Origin of the sequence: Chryseoglobus sp. 28M-23 (assembly GCF_014789785.1) — a bacterium.
Lineage (GTDB): Bacteria > Actinomycetota > Actinomycetes > Actinomycetales > Microbacteriaceae > Microcella > Microcella indica.
The window spans coordinates 96,871-111,973 of record NZ_CP061846.1 but is presented as its reverse complement, the minus strand read 5'-3'; the positions used below and the strand labels follow the sequence as shown (position 1 = coordinate 111,973).

The window sequence follows — 15,103 nt, the reverse complement described above, 5'->3', positions numbered from 1 at the left end:
CTCGGGCAGTATTGCGGCGATGTTTCCTCGAACGCCGCTCTCCGGTGGCGTTCCCGCGCACAGCGTCAGTGCGACGCCTCCGCCAACTCGCTCTCGAGACGCTCCACATCATCGCGATGGCACAGCTCGGTCGCGGCTGTCATCGCCGCGGCGGCCCCCGCCGCCACTCCAGCGCGGAACGCCTCCGCGATGTCGCGCCCCTCGGCGAGGCGCAGCACGACCCCGGCGAGGAAGCTGTCGCCCGCACCGACCGTCGAGGCGACCTCGATCGGGGGCGGACGCAACCGCGTCGTGCCCTCGCGGTTCACGAGCACGGCACCGTCGCCGCCGAGGGTGAGGGCGACGGTCTCGACGCGGCCTCGCCGCACGAGCTCCTCAGCGGCCGCGACGCGATCCTCGATCGTCGTGAGGGTCGCGCCGACGAGCTCGCCGAGCTCGCGTCCGCTCGGCTTGATGAGGAAGACGCCCTCGTCCAGCGCCGCCTCGAGCGCCTCGCCCGAGGCATCCACGACCGCACGGGCGCCGTGGCGGTGGGCGGCTCGGGTCGCCTGGGCGTAGAAGTCGTCGGGAACGCCCGGGGCGAGCGAGCCGCTCAGCACGACGTAGCCGCCGAGCCTGCTCGCATCCTCCGTCGCATCGAGCGCGGCCTGCCACTCGCGGTCGCTCAGCTCGGGGCCCTGCAGCACGAACCGGAACTGGTCGCCCGTCGACGTCTCGTCGATGGTGACGTTCTCGCGCGTCGACCCGCCGATCGGGATGACCCGACCGATGATGCCCTCGGCCTCGAGCAGCTGGCGGTAGGCCTGACCGGTCGGCCCGCCGAGCGCGTAGATCGCCGTCGACTGACCCCCGAGGCGCCGGATGACCCGGCTCACGTTGATGCCCCCGCCGCCTGGGTCGACGCGGCTCGGGCCGCAGCGCATCTTGTGCTCGGGACGCACGCGCTCGGTGGAGGTGCTCACGTCGAGCGCGGGGTTGATCGTGAGCGTCACGATCGGCATCGGCGGGGCGGAGCGCGTCTCGGCCATGCCCCCAGGCTAGCCCTGTGCGGCGTACTGCTCTCGAATCACCGGGCGCGCATCGGCGGGATGCTCGGCCCAGGTCTCGACGGGCCACTCGGGCCGCGCGTCGCCGAGCGCCCAGGCCGCCTGCGCGGCGGCGCCGAGGGCGACGTACTCACCCGGTTTGGGGATGACGACCGGCACGCCGAACACCTGCGCCGCGACGGGCCCGACCGCGGCGCTGCGCGCAGCACCGCCGATGAGCAGGATGCGCTCAGCCGGCACGCCGAGGCCCGTGATCGAGTCGAGCCCGTCGGCGAGGCCGCACAGCATGCCCTCGACCGCCGCGCGCGCGAGGTTCTCCCGCGTCGTGCTCGCGAGCGTGAGGCCGGTGAGCGTCGCGGTCGCGTCGGGCAGGTTGGGAGTGCGCTCGCCTTCGAAGTACGGGTGCAGCACGAGGCCGTCGGCGCCGGGCTGCGCGGCGAGGGCGAGCTCGGCGAGACCGTCGTGGTCGACACCGAGCAGGCGCGCGACGGCGTCGAGCACACGCGCGGCGTTGAGCGTCGCGACGAGCGGGAGGTGGGCTCCCGCGGCGTCGGCGAACCCGGCGACCGTGCCCTGAGCATCCGCGACCGGGTCTGCGCTCACGGCGTAGACGGTGCCGCTCGTGCCGATCGAGACGACGACGTCGCCGGGGCGCGCGCCGAGCCCGAGTGCGGCGCCCGCGTTGTCGCCGGCACCCGGCCCCACAACGATGCCGCTGCGGCATCCCGACAATTCAGGAGTTTCGGCATCGACCGCGACCGAAGCGTGCGGATCCAGCACCCGCGGCAGCACCACGTGTGCAGGATCTCCTGAATTGTGGAGGCCCGCAGGGTCGGCCTCGCGCGCCGGGCGCAGCCGCACGGTCGGGCTCGTCGTCCTCGACGTGCGCAACCCGTTCTTCACCGAGCTCGCGCGCGGCGCCGAGGACCGCGCCGCCGCCGAGGGCCTGTCGATCCTGCTCGGCAACAGCGACGAGGACCCTGCACGGGAATCCACCTAACTCGACCTCTTCGAGGAGCAGCGCGTGCACGGCGTGCTCATCTCTCCTCTCGGAGATGTCACCGAGCGGCTCGAGCGGCTGCGCGAGCGCGGCACGCCGGCCGTGCTCGTCGACCGGCGCGGCGAGGGCACGGGGTTCTCCTCCGTCGCCGTCGACGACGTCGCGGGCGGGTACCTCGCCGTGCGCCACTTGCTCGACATCGGCCGTCGCCGCATCGCGCTCCTCGCGGGGCCGCTCGACATCCGCCAGGTCGCCGACCGCGTGACAGGCGCACGGCGGGAGATCGCCGAGGTCTCCGACTCGACGCTCGAGATCATCAACGCCCCCGGGCTCACGGTCGTCGACGGCCGACGTGGCGGCGAGGAGGTCGCCGCGCGCACTCCGGCCGACCGTCCGGACGGGATCTTCGCCGTCAACGACCTGCTCGCGGTCGGCGTGCTGCAGGCTCTCGTCATGACCGGCAGCCTGCGTGTGCCGGACGACATCGCCCTCGTCGGCTACGACGACATCGACTTCGCGAGCGCGGTCGTCGTGCCCCTCACGTCGGTGCGGCAGCCGAGCCAGCTCATCGGCTCCACCGCGATCGACCTGCTGCTCGAGGCCGTGGCCGACCCGGGGCTCGACCCCCGTGAGGTCGTCTTCCAACCCGAACTCGTGGTGCGCGCGAGCACCGCGCGGTAGCTCCGTCGCCGCGCGGGCTCGCCCATACTTTCTTCGTACACTTGTCTAACAATCTGGTACGGTCGAGCGCATGACCGCCGAAGCCCTCGCTGTGACGCGCGTGCCCGACGCCGTCTACGAGGCGCTGCGGGAGAGCATCCTCACGCAGCGCGAGGCTCCAGGCTCGGCCGTGACCGAGCAGGCGATCGCCGACCGCTTCGGCGTCGCCCGCCCCACCGCGAAGGTCGCGCTCGAGCGCCTCGTCGCCGACGGGCTGCTGCGACGCACCGCGCACAAGACCGCGCGCGTGCCCGAGCTGACCCGTGACGACATCGTCGACCTCTACGCCGCGCGCGCGACCGTGGAGGTCGCCGCCCTGCGCAACCTCGCCGAGAGCGGCACACACCCCGCCGACGCCGTCGCGGCCCAGCGCATGCTGAGCGATGCACTCGTCTCCGACGACGGCGACACCGCGCCACTGGCCCGCGCAGATGTGACCTTCCACCGCGCCCTCGTCGAAGCGCAGCACTCGCCGCGCCTCGCACGCCTGCACGGGCTGCTCATGGGCGAGATCGAGCTCTGCACCGGGCAGGTGCAATCGCACCGGCTACTCGCCCTCGGGGATGTGGTCGACCAGCACCAGAGCATCCTCGATGCCGTCGCCCGCGGCGACGCTGCCGTCGCCGGGCAGCTCACCCGAGCCCACATCGAGGGCGCCCGCGACCGGCTCCTCGGCCATTACGACCAGACACACGCAAAGGATTAGCCCCATGGTGAAACGCCGCTTCCCCCGCCCGAGCGAGCTCGCGCCGCTCATGAAGTTCAAGAAGGCGACGCTCGACGCGAAGAAGCGGCGGCTGCAGAGCGCGCTGACCATCCACGACCTGCGGGCGATCGCGCAGCGGCGCACCCCGAAGGCGCCCTTCGACTACACCGAAGGTGCGGCGGAGGCCGAGATCTCGCTCGGGCGTGCGCGGCAGGCCTTCGAAGACATCCAGTTCCACCCCGCGATCCTGCGCGACGTCAGCCGCGTCGACACCGGATGGGATGTGCTCGGGTCGCGCGTCGAGCTGCCCTTCGGCATCGCGCCCACCGGATTCACGCGCATGATGCAGACCGAGGGCGAGGAGGCTGGTGCCTCCGCGGCCGCTGCGGCGGGCATCCCGTTCTCGCTGTCGACGATGGGCACGACGAGCATCGAGGACGTTCGAGCATCGGCGCCCGAGGGTCGCAACTGGTTCCAGCTCTACATGTGGAAGGACCGCGAGAAGTCGATGCAGCTCGTCGACCGCGCTGCGCAGGCCGGCTTCGACACTCTCCTCGTCACCGTCGACGTGCCCGTCGCCGGCGCGCGCCTGCGCGACAAGCGCAACGGCTTCTCGATTCCGCCGGCCCTCACGCTCGGCACGATCGCCAACGCGATCCCCCGCCCGTGGTGGTGGTGGGACTTCCTGACCACCGAGCCGCTCGCCTTCGCGAGCCTCTCCAGCTGGGACGGCACCGTCGCCGAGCTTCTCGACTTCATGTTCGACCCCACGGTCACCTACGAGGACCTCGCCTGGATCAAGGAGCAGTGGCCGGGCAAACTCGTCGTCAAGGGCGTGCAGACCGTCGACGACGCGAGGAGGCTCGCCGATCTGGGTGTCGACGGCATCACCCTCTCGAACCACGGCGGGCGCCAGCTCGACCGCGCGCCGATCCCCTTCCACCTCCTGCCGGAGGTCGTGCGCGAGGTCGGCAACGACACCGAGGTGCACCTCGACACCGGCATCATGACCGGCGCCGACATCGTCGCGAGCGTCGCCCTCGGGGCACGCTTCACCCTGATCGGCCGCGCCTACCTCTACGGGCTCATGGCCGGCGGCCGCGAGGGCGTCGACCGGGCGATCGAGATCCTCGGCTCCGAGATCGCCCGCACCATGCGCCTGCTCGGCGTGACCTCCCTCGAGGAGCTCGAGCCGGGCCACGTGACTCAGCTGCAGCGGCTCGTACCGCGCGGCTGACCTCGAGAGAGCGGGATGCGCATCTCCGCTCCCTCCGACCCCGTCGCGGCGCTGTGGTGGTCGTCGCGGCGGGGTCCTTCCTCACGCTCACGCGTTCGGGGCTTCCTGCACCGACACCCCGCGCGACGTCAGATCGTCAGCGAACGCCGCGCGCAGCGCGTCGTCGACCTCGTGCTCGCGAGCGCGGATGCTGTCGACCGCGCTCTCGATGCGGCGTGGCCCGATGACCGGCCAGCAACCGGGCACCGCGTCGAGCATCGCGGCGAGCGCGAGTCGGTGCACCGACAGCTCTCGTTCGGCGGCGAGCGCCGCCACCCGGGGCACGCGCGTCGCGAGAGGAGCGGCTCTCGGCCCGCCGAAGGGCGCGTAGGCGAAGAAGTCGATGCCGCGCTCACGGCAGTACCGGTACTCGGCGAAAGACTCGACTCCGAGCCCGAGCCGGTTCTGCACGGCGTCGATCTCGGCGATGCCCTCGAGCTGCTCGAGCATCTCCACGGAGGCATTCGAGACCCCGATCCGCAGCGCGAGCCCTTCGCGCCGCAGCTCGTCGAGCGCGCGCACCGATGCCGCGACGTCGTCGACCTGGTCGGCGCGGTGCAGCAGCAGTGCGGGTGGCCCCCCGAGCACCTCGACGCTGCGCTCCGCATCGCGGCGCAGCCGGGCGGCGCTGCCGTCGGCGTCCCACGAGGCGGTGCCGAGACGGTAGTGGCCGGCCTTCGTGATCACCGGGATGCCCGGCCGACGCTCCTCGGCGACAACGGCGAGCCGCTCGCCCACAGCGTCGTCCTCGACCGAGGCGTAGGCCCGCGCCGTGTCGAGCGCCGCGGCGCCGGCGTTGACGCCCGCGCGCACGACGAGCTCGGCGTGCCGCTGCTCCATGCCTTCCCCGAGCACGAGCGACGCCACGCCGAGAACGACGCCGGGCCCGTCGAGCATGCTCATGCTTCGAGAGTAGGGGCTCCTGGCCCGCTCCGCCGAGCGCGCCTACACTGGCTCCCCATGGAGCGCACCGGTGCCGACGTCGACGAGTTCCTCGCGAGTCTCGACGGGCCGCACGCTGAGACCGTGCGCGCGATCGACGCGCTCATCGGCGAGCGGCTCGGTGGCCGCGAGCGCGAGCTCTGGGAGGGCGTGTTCTGGGGCGGCACCGAGCAGCGCATCATCGGCTACGCGCGCATCGAGCAGCCCCGGCCGAAGGGCGAGAGCGTCGAGTGGTTCCTGCTCGGCCTCGCGCAGCAGCAGAAGCACGTGAGCCTCTACGTGAACGCGGTCGCCGAGGGCGGCTACCTGCTCGCCCAGTACCAGGGCCGGCTCGGCTCGCTCAAGCAGGGCGCCGCTGCTCTCACGATCCCGTCGCTCGAGAAGGTGAACCTCGAAGGGCTGGCCTCCCTCGTCGACGAGGCGTTCGCCACGCTCGATTCCTGAGGCAGTCGAGCTCCGCGCCGGGCGCCGCCCGCGCCCTCTAGGCTCGAAGGCGGAGGTCACACGATGGAGTTCTGCGTCTTCACCGAGCCCCAGCAGGGGGCCGACTACGAGACGATGCTGCGGCAGGCCCAGCACGCCGAGAGGCTCGGCTTCGACGGCTGGTTCCGCTCCGACCACTACCTGGTCATGGGCGACGGCGACGGACTGCCTGGCCCGACGGATGCGTGGACGACGCTCGCAGGCCTCGCGCGCGAGACGAGTAGCATCCGCCTCGGCACGCTCGTGTCATCGATGACGTTTCGCCACCCGGGCATCCTCGCCATCCAGGTCGCCCAGGTCGATGCGATGTCGGGCGGCCGGGTGGAGCTCGGCCTCGGCACGGGCTGGTTCGCGCAGGAGCACGCGGCGTACGGCATCCCCTTTCCCACGAAGCGATTCGGGATGCTCGAGGAGCAGCTCGCGATCGTGACGGGCCTGTGGCGCACCCCTGTCGGCGAGCGCTTCGCCTTCGACGGCGCCCACTACGCCCTGACCGACTCCCCCGCCCTGCCGAAGCCCGTGCAATCGCCGGTTCCGCTCATCGTCGGCGGCGGGGGGCCGCAGCGCACCCCGCAGCTCGCGGCCCGCAACGCGACCGAGTTCAACATCGGCTTCGTGGGAGAGGAGAAGGTTCGCGACGCGTTCGCGAACCTGCACCGCGTGTGCGGCGAAGAGGGTCGCGATCCGCTCACGCTCTCGCTCTCCGTCGCGCTGCCGACGATCGTCGCGGCGTCCCCAGCCGAGCTGGAGCGTCGCTGCGCCGCGGCCGGCATAGACCCCGGGCGGGCGGGTGCCGCGGCCGAGGAGGGCGTGCTCGTCGGCACCCCCTCGCAGGTGGTCGAGAAGCTGCAGCGCGTCGCCGACCTCGGCACTCGTCGCGTCTACCTTCAGTGCATGGACATGACCGACCTCGAGCACCTCGACCTCATCGCCGCCGAGGTTCTGCCGCACGTGACCGACACAGTCGCATGAGCGGGCACAGCGGCGTGAGCGGCGCATCCGCCGATCCGCGCTGGAGCGCCGCTACCGCCTGGGTGCGGCGCCACGTCGACGCCGGCCCTTTCCCCGCCGCCGTGCTCGGCATCACCGACGCCGCCTGCACGCAGCATCTGGAGGCCTTCGGCGCCGTCGACGACCGCCCGACGACGACCGAGGACCGCTTCGCGCTGTACTCGGTCACGAAGCCCCTCGTGGCCCTCACGGTCATGCGGTCCGTCGAGGAGGGCTCCCTCACTGTCGACGCCCGATTGCGGGATGCTCTGCCAGGGTTCCTGAGCCCCGACGTCACCCTCGCCCACCTCATGAGCCATTCGAGCGGCATCGTCGACCACCCGCTCGGTGCTCCGATGCCCGCGGGCGCCACGAGCCTGCACGAGACGATCGAGCGCACGGCCCTCGAGACGATCGTCGGCACCGCCCGCCGCTACAACAACCTCGCGTGGGCGGGCGTCTCGGCGATCCTCGAATCCGCGACGGGCGACACCCTCGAATCGCGGCTCGCGCAGCTCACGAGCGCGGTTGGCGCCGAGGGGCTCTCCTTCGACACGGCGGGCACCCCGCGCGTGCACGGCGGGGACGTCATGGGGCACGACCCTGAGGCGATGTTCGCGCAACGGCATCCGGCCGCCGGCCTCGCGGCGAGCGCGGAGGACCTGCTCGCGGTCGGCCGCTCCCTCCTCGCCGGCGACGGCGCAGTCGTCTCGCCACCGACGCTCGCCGCGATGCAGCGGCCTCGCACGGAGGGGCTGTTCATCATCGACCCGGAGCCGCGCAAGCGCTTCGAGAACTTCGGCCTCGGCTGGAACCTGCCGCGCCGCCCCGGCCTCGTCGACCACAGCGTCTTCGGCCACGAGGGCTGGTCGATGACCCAGTTCTGGCTCTCCCCTGCCACCGGCCTGTGCCTCGTGCTGCTCACCAATCGGCTCGATGCGCGCGAGCCGTGGCACCCCGTGCGGCCCGACGAGCTGCAGAACGCCGTCTTCGCGGCGGGCACCCCGTGAGCGCGCCGGAGGACGGCACGGTGCCGCACATCATCGTGCTGCCGGGCGGCGGCTACGGCCACCACGCCGACCACGAGGGCGAGCCGGTCGCGCAGTGGCTGCGGTCGCTCGGCCTGTCGGCGAGCGTGCTGCACTACCCGGTGGCATCGGTCAACGGGAACGCCGCGCGCCACCCCGGCCCGATCGACGCGGTGCGCACGCGGGTCGCCGAGCTGCGGGCCGACGGGGTCGGGCGGCTGGGCATCCTCGGATTCTCGGCCGGAGGCCACCTCGCCGGCCACGCCGCGATGTCGGGCCCCTCGCGCTCATCCGCGACCAGTCGCCTCGTCGACGCGGCGATCCTCTGCTACCCGGTCGTGTCGATGCAGCTGCCGACGCACGCCGGCTCGCGCCACAACCTCATGGGGCGGTGGGCGGCGCCGTGGACGCGGCGTGCGCTGTCGGTCGACCGTATGGTGACGCGGGATGCTCCGCCGACGTTCCTCTGGCACACCGCAGAGGATGCCGCCGTGCCCGTGGAGCACGCCTACCGGCTCGCGGCCGCTCTCGCGGCGCACACCGTGCCGCACGAGGTGCACGTGTACCCGCGCGGGCGGCACGGCCTCGGCCTCGTCGACGGGGTGCCGGACGGCGAGCAGGCGGGCAACGCCGCCGACTGGACGGCAGCGTGCGCGCGCTGGCTGCGACAGCTCGGCTGGGTGAGCTGAGCCCGAGGGCGGTCAGAGGGCGCGGCCGTGAGCCTCGGTACTGCGCGCCCCGAGGGCGGGGTGCCGAGCATCCAGCAGGCGGATGGCGATGACCGAGGCCCACACGATGCTCACGCCCGCGATGCACGTGATCCAGAGCGCCGTGAGACCGGCCTCCGCCGTGCTCAGCCCCACACCGACGAGCGCATAGCTGACGGTGACCGCGTAGACGATCGAGCCGCGGGAGACGGCGACGAAGCCGACCGCCGTGGGCCCCGCGAGGCGGTCGCGGATGCCCGTGTCGACCGTGACCGTCGACGGCCGCACCTGGGCGAGCGCCCACGCGATGCTCAGGACGATGATGACGCCCCAGATCGCGAACCAGGCGCCAGGCGGCACGATCGGCGAGAACTCGGCCCCCGACTGCAGCGTCGAGGGCGACAGCCAGTCGAAGACGAGAGACGACACCGGCTGGCCGATCGCGAGGACGACGACGAGGATGCGCAGCGCACGACGGCGGGTGGGCGGCGAGAGCGCGGCGCCCCCGGTGGAGGGTGACGGTGCGGCGGCAGTGCGGGCCTCGCTCGTGGCGGACTCCTCTCGGTCGCGGACGGTCGTCGCCGGAGCGGTCACGCCCAGAGTAGGGCGCAGGCTCGGAGGGCGCAGGTACCTGCCAGGCGGCGCTCAGGGAGACCGGCGGTCAGCGGCCCGTGCGCTCCGCGAGCCAGCGCAGAGCATCCTCGGCACCGTGCTCCTCGGCGGCCAGAACGGAGAGGTGAGCCTCCCCGGGGAGAGTCCAGTGCTCGCAGCCCGGGAGCGCGCCGGCGAGCCAGCGGGAGTGGCTCGCCGGCGCGACCCGATCGTCGCTCCCGTGCAGCAGCAGCACCGGCGCCGTGATCGCTGCGAGGTCGACGCCCCACCGGGTGACGTAGGCGAGATCGTCGTCGATCATCCCGTCGAGGCCCTTCGCCACACCCGCCGCGGCGACCTCCGCGAGCCAGCCCCACGGCCCGGCGAGGGTCGCCCAGTCGCGCGCCGTGAAGTCGATCGGGGCATCGGCGCTCTCCTCCTCGTGGCGGCGCTTGCGATCCGCCCCCTCCTGCGCCGACCGCAGGGCCGCAGTGCTCGTCGGGCCCATGCCGTCGAACCAGTCGAGGCCGTCGGCGTCGAAGGGCGCGAGGCCCGCGACGCTCACGACCGCCGACACCCGATCGGTCAGCGTCGCCGCGCACGCGAGCCCGTGCGGTCCGCCGCCCGAGTGGCCCATGACCGCGAAGCTCTCGAGCTCGAGGGCGTCGGCGAGCGCTGCGACATCGGCCGCGACCGAGCCGACGGTGCGGCCTGCGTGCCGAGTCGAGCCACCGTAGGCCGGGCGGTCGAACGATACCCAGCGCAGGCCGAGCTTCTTCGCTGCTCGCATGAGCGGCTCGGGCGGGTTGCCGGTGTTGGGCGTGCCGTGCTGCCAGAGGACCGGGTAGCGCTTCTGCGCGCCACTGTCGTAGACGTGCAGAGTGCGGCCGTCGGGAAGGTCGATGTCGCGCTCGCGCACGCGCGTCACCGCACCGTCCCCCTCACGGCAGCGGCCCCAGCAGGTCGGTCGCGACGGTCGCGTGCACGGCCTCCGTGTCGCTCGGATGGTAGATGCCCGCGAGCACATCGCGCTGCAGCCTGCTCAGCTCGGCCGTGGCGCGGTAGGCGCCGCCGCCGCTGATGCGCATCGCCTGGTCGACGACGTGCCGCGCAGTCTCGACGCTGCGGTGCTTGAGCCCCGCCAGGTCGCGGAACCACCGCGCACCTCGATCGACCCCGTGGTCGCGATCGTGCACGACCGCGTGCAGCTGCGGTGCGAGCGCATCGAGCGCGAGCGCAGCATCCGCGATGCGCCAGCGGATGTCGGGGTCGTGGGCCTGCGGGGCTCCGCCGGCTCTCATGCTCATGCGTCGCTGCGCGCTCTCCACGGCGAGCTCGAGGGCGCGATCGGCGATGCCGGCATAGACGCTCGCGATGAGGGTGTGGAAGTTGGCGGCGATCGCGAGTGCGTAAGCGTCGCCGCTGGGGCCGACGGGCAGAATGCGCGCGACCCGATCGTCGGTCACCACGGCACCCTCGAGCCCTGTCGTGTGGCTCTGCGTCGCGCGCATGCCGAGCGTGTTCCAGTCGGGGGTGATCGTGATGCCGGGAGTCTCCCGCGTGAGGAAGCCGTGCACGATGCTCGGCTCCGAGCCGTCGGCGGGGTCGTGCCGACCGAGCACCCCGAGGCGCGTCCACGCGGGCGAGAGGGTCGTGAAGATCTTGGTGCCCGTGAAAGCCCAGCCGCCCGCGCCGCCGTCGAGCGACACGCGCTCGACGCGCGTGAGCGAGTCGCTCATGACCCGGTCGTTGCCCGCCTCGCTGATCGCGAAGGCGAAGAGCTCGCCGCGCTCGCCGTCGTCGAGCACCCACTGCAGCGAGGGGTCGCCCGCGGCCGCGAGGTCGCGCGCGACCCCCATCCAGACGTGGTGCATCGTGAGCCCGAGAGCGGTGGCGGGTGCGTGCGCGGCGAGCAGGCGCTGATCCGCGGATGCTGCGCTCAGGCTGCGCGGCGCCAGATAGCCGGCCACCCGCAGCTCGTCGAGATCCTCGGTGAAGAAGCCGTTCGCGGCGTCGTACCCGGGCGCCCGTTCGCGCACGCGCGCGAGCAGCTCGGGGTTCAGCGCAGAGGCCATGCCCCTCACGCTACCCCCGCCCCCTGGGCCAGATCTGGCGCGAAAGGGCGCTCGGCGCAGTGGATAGAGCCGATTCGGGGCGAGTCTGGGCACGAGTGCGTCGTGGCGACGCACATGCCGCACCGGCCCGCCCTCCCCATGGTGCGCCCTGCCGCCCTCGACTCCCTGCGCAGCCCCTGGCGAACGGGCCACCTGAGTGTCACCCGTGCGCACTAGCATCTCGCCCATGGCATTCATCGAGGCGACGGATCTCGTCAAGACCTATTCCCCCAAGGGCGCCCCCGTCGTGCGGGCCCTCGACGGGCTCGACCTCGACGTGCCGCAGGGCACCGTCGCGGCCCTCCTCGGCCCCAACGGCGCCGGCAAGACCACCACCGTCAAGGTGCTCACAACGCTCATCAGGCCCGACTCGGGCACCGCGACGATCGACGGCGTCGACGTGCTCGGCGACCCGCAGGCCGTACGCCGCATGATCGGCGCGAGCGGTCAGTACGCCGCCGTCGACGAGAACCTCACGGGCTTCGAGAACCTCATGATGGTGGGGCAGCTCTACCACCTGGGCACGAAGGTCGCCCGGCAGCGGGCGAAGGAGCTCATCGAGCAGTTCGACCTCGTGGAGGCGCAGAATCGCCCGGTCAAGGGCTTCTCGGGAGGCATGCGCCGCCGCATCGACCTCGCAGGTGCGCTCGTCATCAAGCCCCCCGTGCTCTTCCTCGATGAGCCGACGACGGGTCTCGACCCGCGCAGCCGCATGGGCATGTGGGACGTCATCGAGACCCTCGTCGCCGACGGCACCACGGTGCTGCTCACGACCCAGTACCTCGAAGAGGCCGACCGCCTCGCCGACTCGATCTCGGTCATCGACAACGGCAGGGTCATCGCGAAGGGCACGGCCGACGAGCTCAAGGCCTCGGTGGGCGGCCAGCGCGTGGCGCTCACCCTCGTGAACGAGGCCGACGGCGAGGCAGTACGGTCGATCCTCGCCCAGCACGGCTCGGGCGAGCCCGTCGCCTCGGGCGGTGGGCGCACGTGGATCGTGCCCGTCGCAGACGGCGCTCCCGCCCTGAGCGCGATCGTCGCGGCGGTCGCGCAGGAGGGCATCTCCCTGCATGACGCGGGGATGCGCAGGCCCACGCTCGACGACGTGTTCCTGCAGCTCACCGGGCACGAAGCCGAGCACAGCCCCGATGAGACGAACAGGGACGAGACGACGGAGGACGCAGCGTGAGCACGATCAACCCGACGGTGACGGGCACCGCGCCCCGAGCATCCGGAACCTTGACGCCGGTGCCCGGCAACACCGTCACGAGGTTCCTCTCCGACGGCTGGGTGACCACGTGGCGCAACCTCATGAAGATCATCCGGGTGCCGGAGATCCTGCTGTTCAGCCTCATCCAGCCGATCATGTTCGTGCTGCTGTTCAACTATGTGTTCGGCGCCGCGATCGACATCCCCGGTGAGGGCTACACGTCGTTCCTCATGGCGGGCATCTTCGGCCAGACCGTCGTCTTCGGGTCGACTTACTCCGGGTCGGCGATGGCGCAAGACCTCAAAGACGGCATTATCGACCGGTTCCGCACGCTGCCCATGAACGGCGCCGCCGTTCTCGTGGGCCGCACCAACGGCGACCTCGTCATCAACGCGCTCTCCATGCTCGTCATGATGGGCACCGGGTTTCTCGTCGGCTGGCGCGTGACCTCCTCGCCGCTCGAGTTCCTCGCCGCCGTCGCCCTGTTGCTGCTGTTCGCCTACGCGTTCTCGTGGGTCATGGCGTTCCTCGGCCTCGCGGTGCGCAGCCCCGAGATCATCAACAACGCGTCCTTCCTCATCCTCTTCCCGCTCACGTTCGTCTCCAACGCCTTCGTGCCGAGCGAGAACCTGCCCACGCCGCTGCGCGTCTTCGCCGAGTGGAACCCCGTCTCGGCCCTCGTTCAGTCGGCCCGCGAACTGTTCGGCAACGTTCCCCCCGGCACGCCCGTCGGCGACGCGTGGACCGCGCAAAACCCCATCGCGACCGTGCTGCTCGGCATCGCCGTGATGCTGCTCATCTTCGTGCCGCTCTCCATCAAGAGGTTCAACTCGCTCTCGCGGTAGGACGGCCGACGACGACTGTGCTCCCTCGTCGCAACTGTGCTCGGCAGATCGGGCACAGTTGCCACGGAACGGCACACTTGCGGCTCGACTGGGCTCGGCCAAGCTCGGTGCGCGGCGGCGCTACGCGAGGGCGCAAGCCAGGGCGCGGATGCCGCGCTCGACCTCCGCGAACGAGGTGCTGAGCGGCGACAGCCCGATACGTACGCCGCTCGGGTGGCGGAAGTCGGGGATGACGCCCTCGGCCCAGAGCGACTCCACGGCGCGGGCCGCGTTAGGGTGATCGATCGTGACGTGCCCGCCGCGGCGCGCCTCCTCGCGCGGGCTCGCGAGCTCGGCCTCGGGGATGAGCTCCTCCACCAGCGACAGCGCGAACCCGGTCAGCAGGACCGACTTGGCGCGGATAGCGCGGATGCCCATCGACCCTGTGCCCACCGACTCGATCTCGTCGAGCATGTCGCTCAGCGCCACCATCCCCAGGATCGGGTGCGTGCCGCTCACGAGCCGACGGATGCCCTCAGCCGGCGCGTACGGCTCGGTCATGGCGAAAGGCTCCTGCGCCCCGAGCCAGCCCGGAATCGGGTTGCGCAGCTCACCCTGATGCCGCGCGGCGACATAGGCCCAGGCCGGGGCGCCAGGGCCTCCGTTCAAGTACTTGTACGAGCATCCAACTGCCATGTCGACGCCCCAGGCGTCGAGCTCGAGCGGCACCGAGCCGACCGCGTGCGAGCAATCCCACAGCATGAGCGCGCCCGAGCGCTGCACGACGCCCGTCGCCGCGGGCATGTCGGCCCACCACGCGCTGCGGTAGGCGACACCGCTGAACAGCGCGGCGATCGTGCGGTCGCTCACTGCGTCGGCCGCGAGCTCGGGCGTGATGCCGGCGTCGCGCGGAGCTTCCACCCACCGCACCGTGAGCGCGTGGTCCTCGGCGAGGCGGTCGACGATGTAGCGGTCGGTCGGGAACTCGTCGCGCAGCACGACCAGCTCGTCACGGCCGGGCCGGGCCGCGATCGCGGCGTGCAGCAGCTTGAAGATGAGCACCGTCGTCGACTCGGCCACGATCGTCTGGCCGGATGCTGCGCCCAAGCAGGCCGCCCCGATGCGGTCGCCCAGCCGCTCTGCCTGGGTGAGCCAGCCCTCGTCCCACGCCCTGATCAGTCGCCCGCCCCACTGCGCGCGCACCACCTCGGGCAGAGACTCGAGCGTGCGGGTCAGCGGGCGCCCGAGCGAGTTGCCGTCGAGGTACGCGACGAGGTCGTCGCCCGGCACGAAGCGCTCGACGTACTCGGCCAAAGGATCGGCGGCGTCGAGCTCGGCAGCGAGGTCACTCGGCACGCTGTCCCGGTCACTCGGCACGCGGTTGCTCATGCGCCGAGCCTACCCACGCCCACCTTGAGCCAGATCTGACGCGAATGGGCACTTGGCGCTGGGCCAAGCGCCCATTC

At 72.1% G+C, this 15,103-nt stretch carries 16 protein-coding genes and 1 pseudogene; 10 read left to right on the top strand and 7 right to left on the bottom strand.

Translation table 11 applies throughout. The features are described from left to right. Window positions 1-65: 65 nt before the first annotated feature. Both IE160_RS00530 and IE160_RS00525 read right to left on the bottom strand, forming a co-directional pair. Window positions 66-1,028: a 1-phosphofructokinase family hexose kinase gene (locus IE160_RS00530; protein ID WP_224744509.1), complete on the bottom strand. Its 963-nt coding sequence runs from the start codon at window positions 1,026-1,028 to the stop codon at window positions 66-68. A gap of 9 nt (window positions 1,029-1,037) precedes the next feature. Then, window positions 1,038-1,841, bottom strand: a pseudogene (locus IE160_RS00525) (FGGY-family carbohydrate kinase); the annotation flags it as partial. 19 nt (window positions 1,842-1,860) lie between these two features. Between IE160_RS00525 and IE160_RS12685 the strand changes: the two are divergent. The 4 genes from IE160_RS12685 (at window position 1,861) to IE160_RS00510 (ending at window position 4,709) form a co-directional block, all read left to right on the top strand. Next, window positions 1,861-2,046 carry a hypothetical protein gene (locus IE160_RS12685; RefSeq protein WP_349815720.1) on the top strand — a complete coding sequence of 62 codons (186 nt, stop codon included), beginning with the start codon at window positions 1,861-1,863 and terminating at the stop codon, window positions 2,044-2,046. A gap of 24 nt (window positions 2,047-2,070) precedes the next feature. Further along, complete coding sequence (locus IE160_RS00520) at window positions 2,071-2,727, top strand: substrate-binding domain-containing protein (RefSeq protein WP_349815719.1); 657 nt, start codon at window positions 2,071-2,073, stop codon at window positions 2,725-2,727. A gap of 70 nt (window positions 2,728-2,797) precedes the next feature. Continuing rightward, window positions 2,798-3,472, top strand: coding sequence for a GntR family transcriptional regulator (locus tag IE160_RS00515; RefSeq protein WP_152582571.1), 675 nt, complete (start codon window positions 2,798-2,800; stop codon window positions 3,470-3,472). Between the two features lie 4 nt (window positions 3,473-3,476). Next, window positions 3,477-4,709, top strand: a complete 1,233-nt coding sequence (locus tag IE160_RS00510) for an alpha-hydroxy acid oxidase (RefSeq protein WP_191151357.1) — start codon at window positions 3,477-3,479, stop codon at window positions 4,707-4,709. A gap of 87 nt (window positions 4,710-4,796) precedes the next feature. Here the strand turns inward: IE160_RS00510 and IE160_RS00505 are convergent, their stop codons facing one another. Continuing rightward, window positions 4,797-5,651, bottom strand: coding sequence for an aldo/keto reductase (locus IE160_RS00505; RefSeq protein WP_191151356.1), 855 nt, complete (start codon window positions 5,649-5,651; stop codon window positions 4,797-4,799). Window positions 5,652-5,708: 57 nt separating this feature from the next. On the opposite strand from IE160_RS00505, the gene IE160_RS00500 reads away from it, so the two are divergent. The 4 genes from IE160_RS00500 (at window position 5,709) to IE160_RS00485 (ending at window position 8,880) form a co-directional block, all read left to right on the top strand. Then, window positions 5,709-6,134: a DUF1801 domain-containing protein gene (locus tag IE160_RS00500; protein ID WP_152582568.1), complete on the top strand. Its 426-nt coding sequence runs from the start codon at window positions 5,709-5,711 to the stop codon at window positions 6,132-6,134. Between the two features lie 63 nt (window positions 6,135-6,197). Beyond that, on the top strand, window positions 6,198-7,145 hold the full coding sequence (locus tag IE160_RS00495; protein WP_191151355.1) for an LLM class F420-dependent oxidoreductase: 948 nt from the start codon (window positions 6,198-6,200) through the stop codon (window positions 7,143-7,145). Further along, window positions 7,142-8,173 carry a serine hydrolase domain-containing protein gene (locus IE160_RS00490; RefSeq protein WP_191151354.1) on the top strand — a complete coding sequence of 344 codons (1,032 nt, stop codon included), beginning with the start codon at window positions 7,142-7,144 and terminating at the stop codon, window positions 8,171-8,173. Before IE160_RS00495 ends, IE160_RS00490 begins: the two co-directional genes overlap by 4 nt. Next, the gene (locus IE160_RS00485) at window positions 8,170-8,880 is read left to right on the top strand and encodes an alpha/beta hydrolase (protein WP_191151353.1); all 711 of its coding nucleotides are present in this window, start codon (window positions 8,170-8,172) and stop codon (window positions 8,878-8,880) included. The genes IE160_RS00490 and IE160_RS00485 overlap by 4 nt, the downstream gene beginning before the upstream one ends. Window positions 8,881-8,892: 12 nt before the next feature. On the opposite strand, the gene IE160_RS00480 is transcribed toward IE160_RS00485, so the two are convergent. From IE160_RS00480 to IE160_RS00470, 3 genes are all read right to left on the bottom strand, one after another. Continuing rightward, window positions 8,893-9,492: a hypothetical protein gene (locus IE160_RS00480; RefSeq protein ID WP_179872902.1), complete on the bottom strand. Its 600-nt coding sequence runs from the start codon at window positions 9,490-9,492 to the stop codon at window positions 8,893-8,895. Between the two features lie 67 nt (window positions 9,493-9,559). After that, window positions 9,560-10,417 (bottom strand): alpha/beta fold hydrolase, encoded by an 858-nt coding sequence (locus IE160_RS00475; RefSeq protein ID WP_224744508.1) that lies wholly within the window; start codon window positions 10,415-10,417, stop codon window positions 9,560-9,562. Between the two features lie 13 nt (window positions 10,418-10,430). Then, window positions 10,431-11,564, bottom strand: coding sequence for an acyl-CoA dehydrogenase family protein (locus IE160_RS00470; protein ID WP_179872900.1), 1,134 nt, complete (start codon window positions 11,562-11,564; stop codon window positions 10,431-10,433). 226 nt (window positions 11,565-11,790) lie between these two features. Between IE160_RS00470 and IE160_RS00465 the strand changes: the two genes are divergently transcribed. After that, on the top strand, window positions 11,791-12,792 hold the full coding sequence (locus tag IE160_RS00465) for an ATP-binding cassette domain-containing protein (RefSeq protein WP_191151351.1): 1,002 nt from the start codon (window positions 11,791-11,793) through the stop codon (window positions 12,790-12,792). Beyond that, window positions 12,789-13,658 carry an ABC transporter permease gene (locus IE160_RS00460; RefSeq protein WP_224744507.1) on the top strand — a complete coding sequence of 290 codons (870 nt, stop codon included), beginning with the start codon at window positions 12,789-12,791 and terminating at the stop codon, window positions 13,656-13,658. The genes IE160_RS00465 and IE160_RS00460 overlap by 4 nt, the downstream gene beginning before the upstream one ends. A gap of 120 nt (window positions 13,659-13,778) precedes the next feature. Here the strand turns inward: IE160_RS00460 and IE160_RS00455 are convergent, their stop codons facing one another. After that, on the bottom strand, window positions 13,779-15,026 hold the full coding sequence (locus IE160_RS00455) for a kynureninase (protein WP_179872898.1): 1,248 nt from the start codon (window positions 15,024-15,026) through the stop codon (window positions 13,779-13,781). Between the last annotated feature and the right edge of the window lie 77 nt (window positions 15,027-15,103).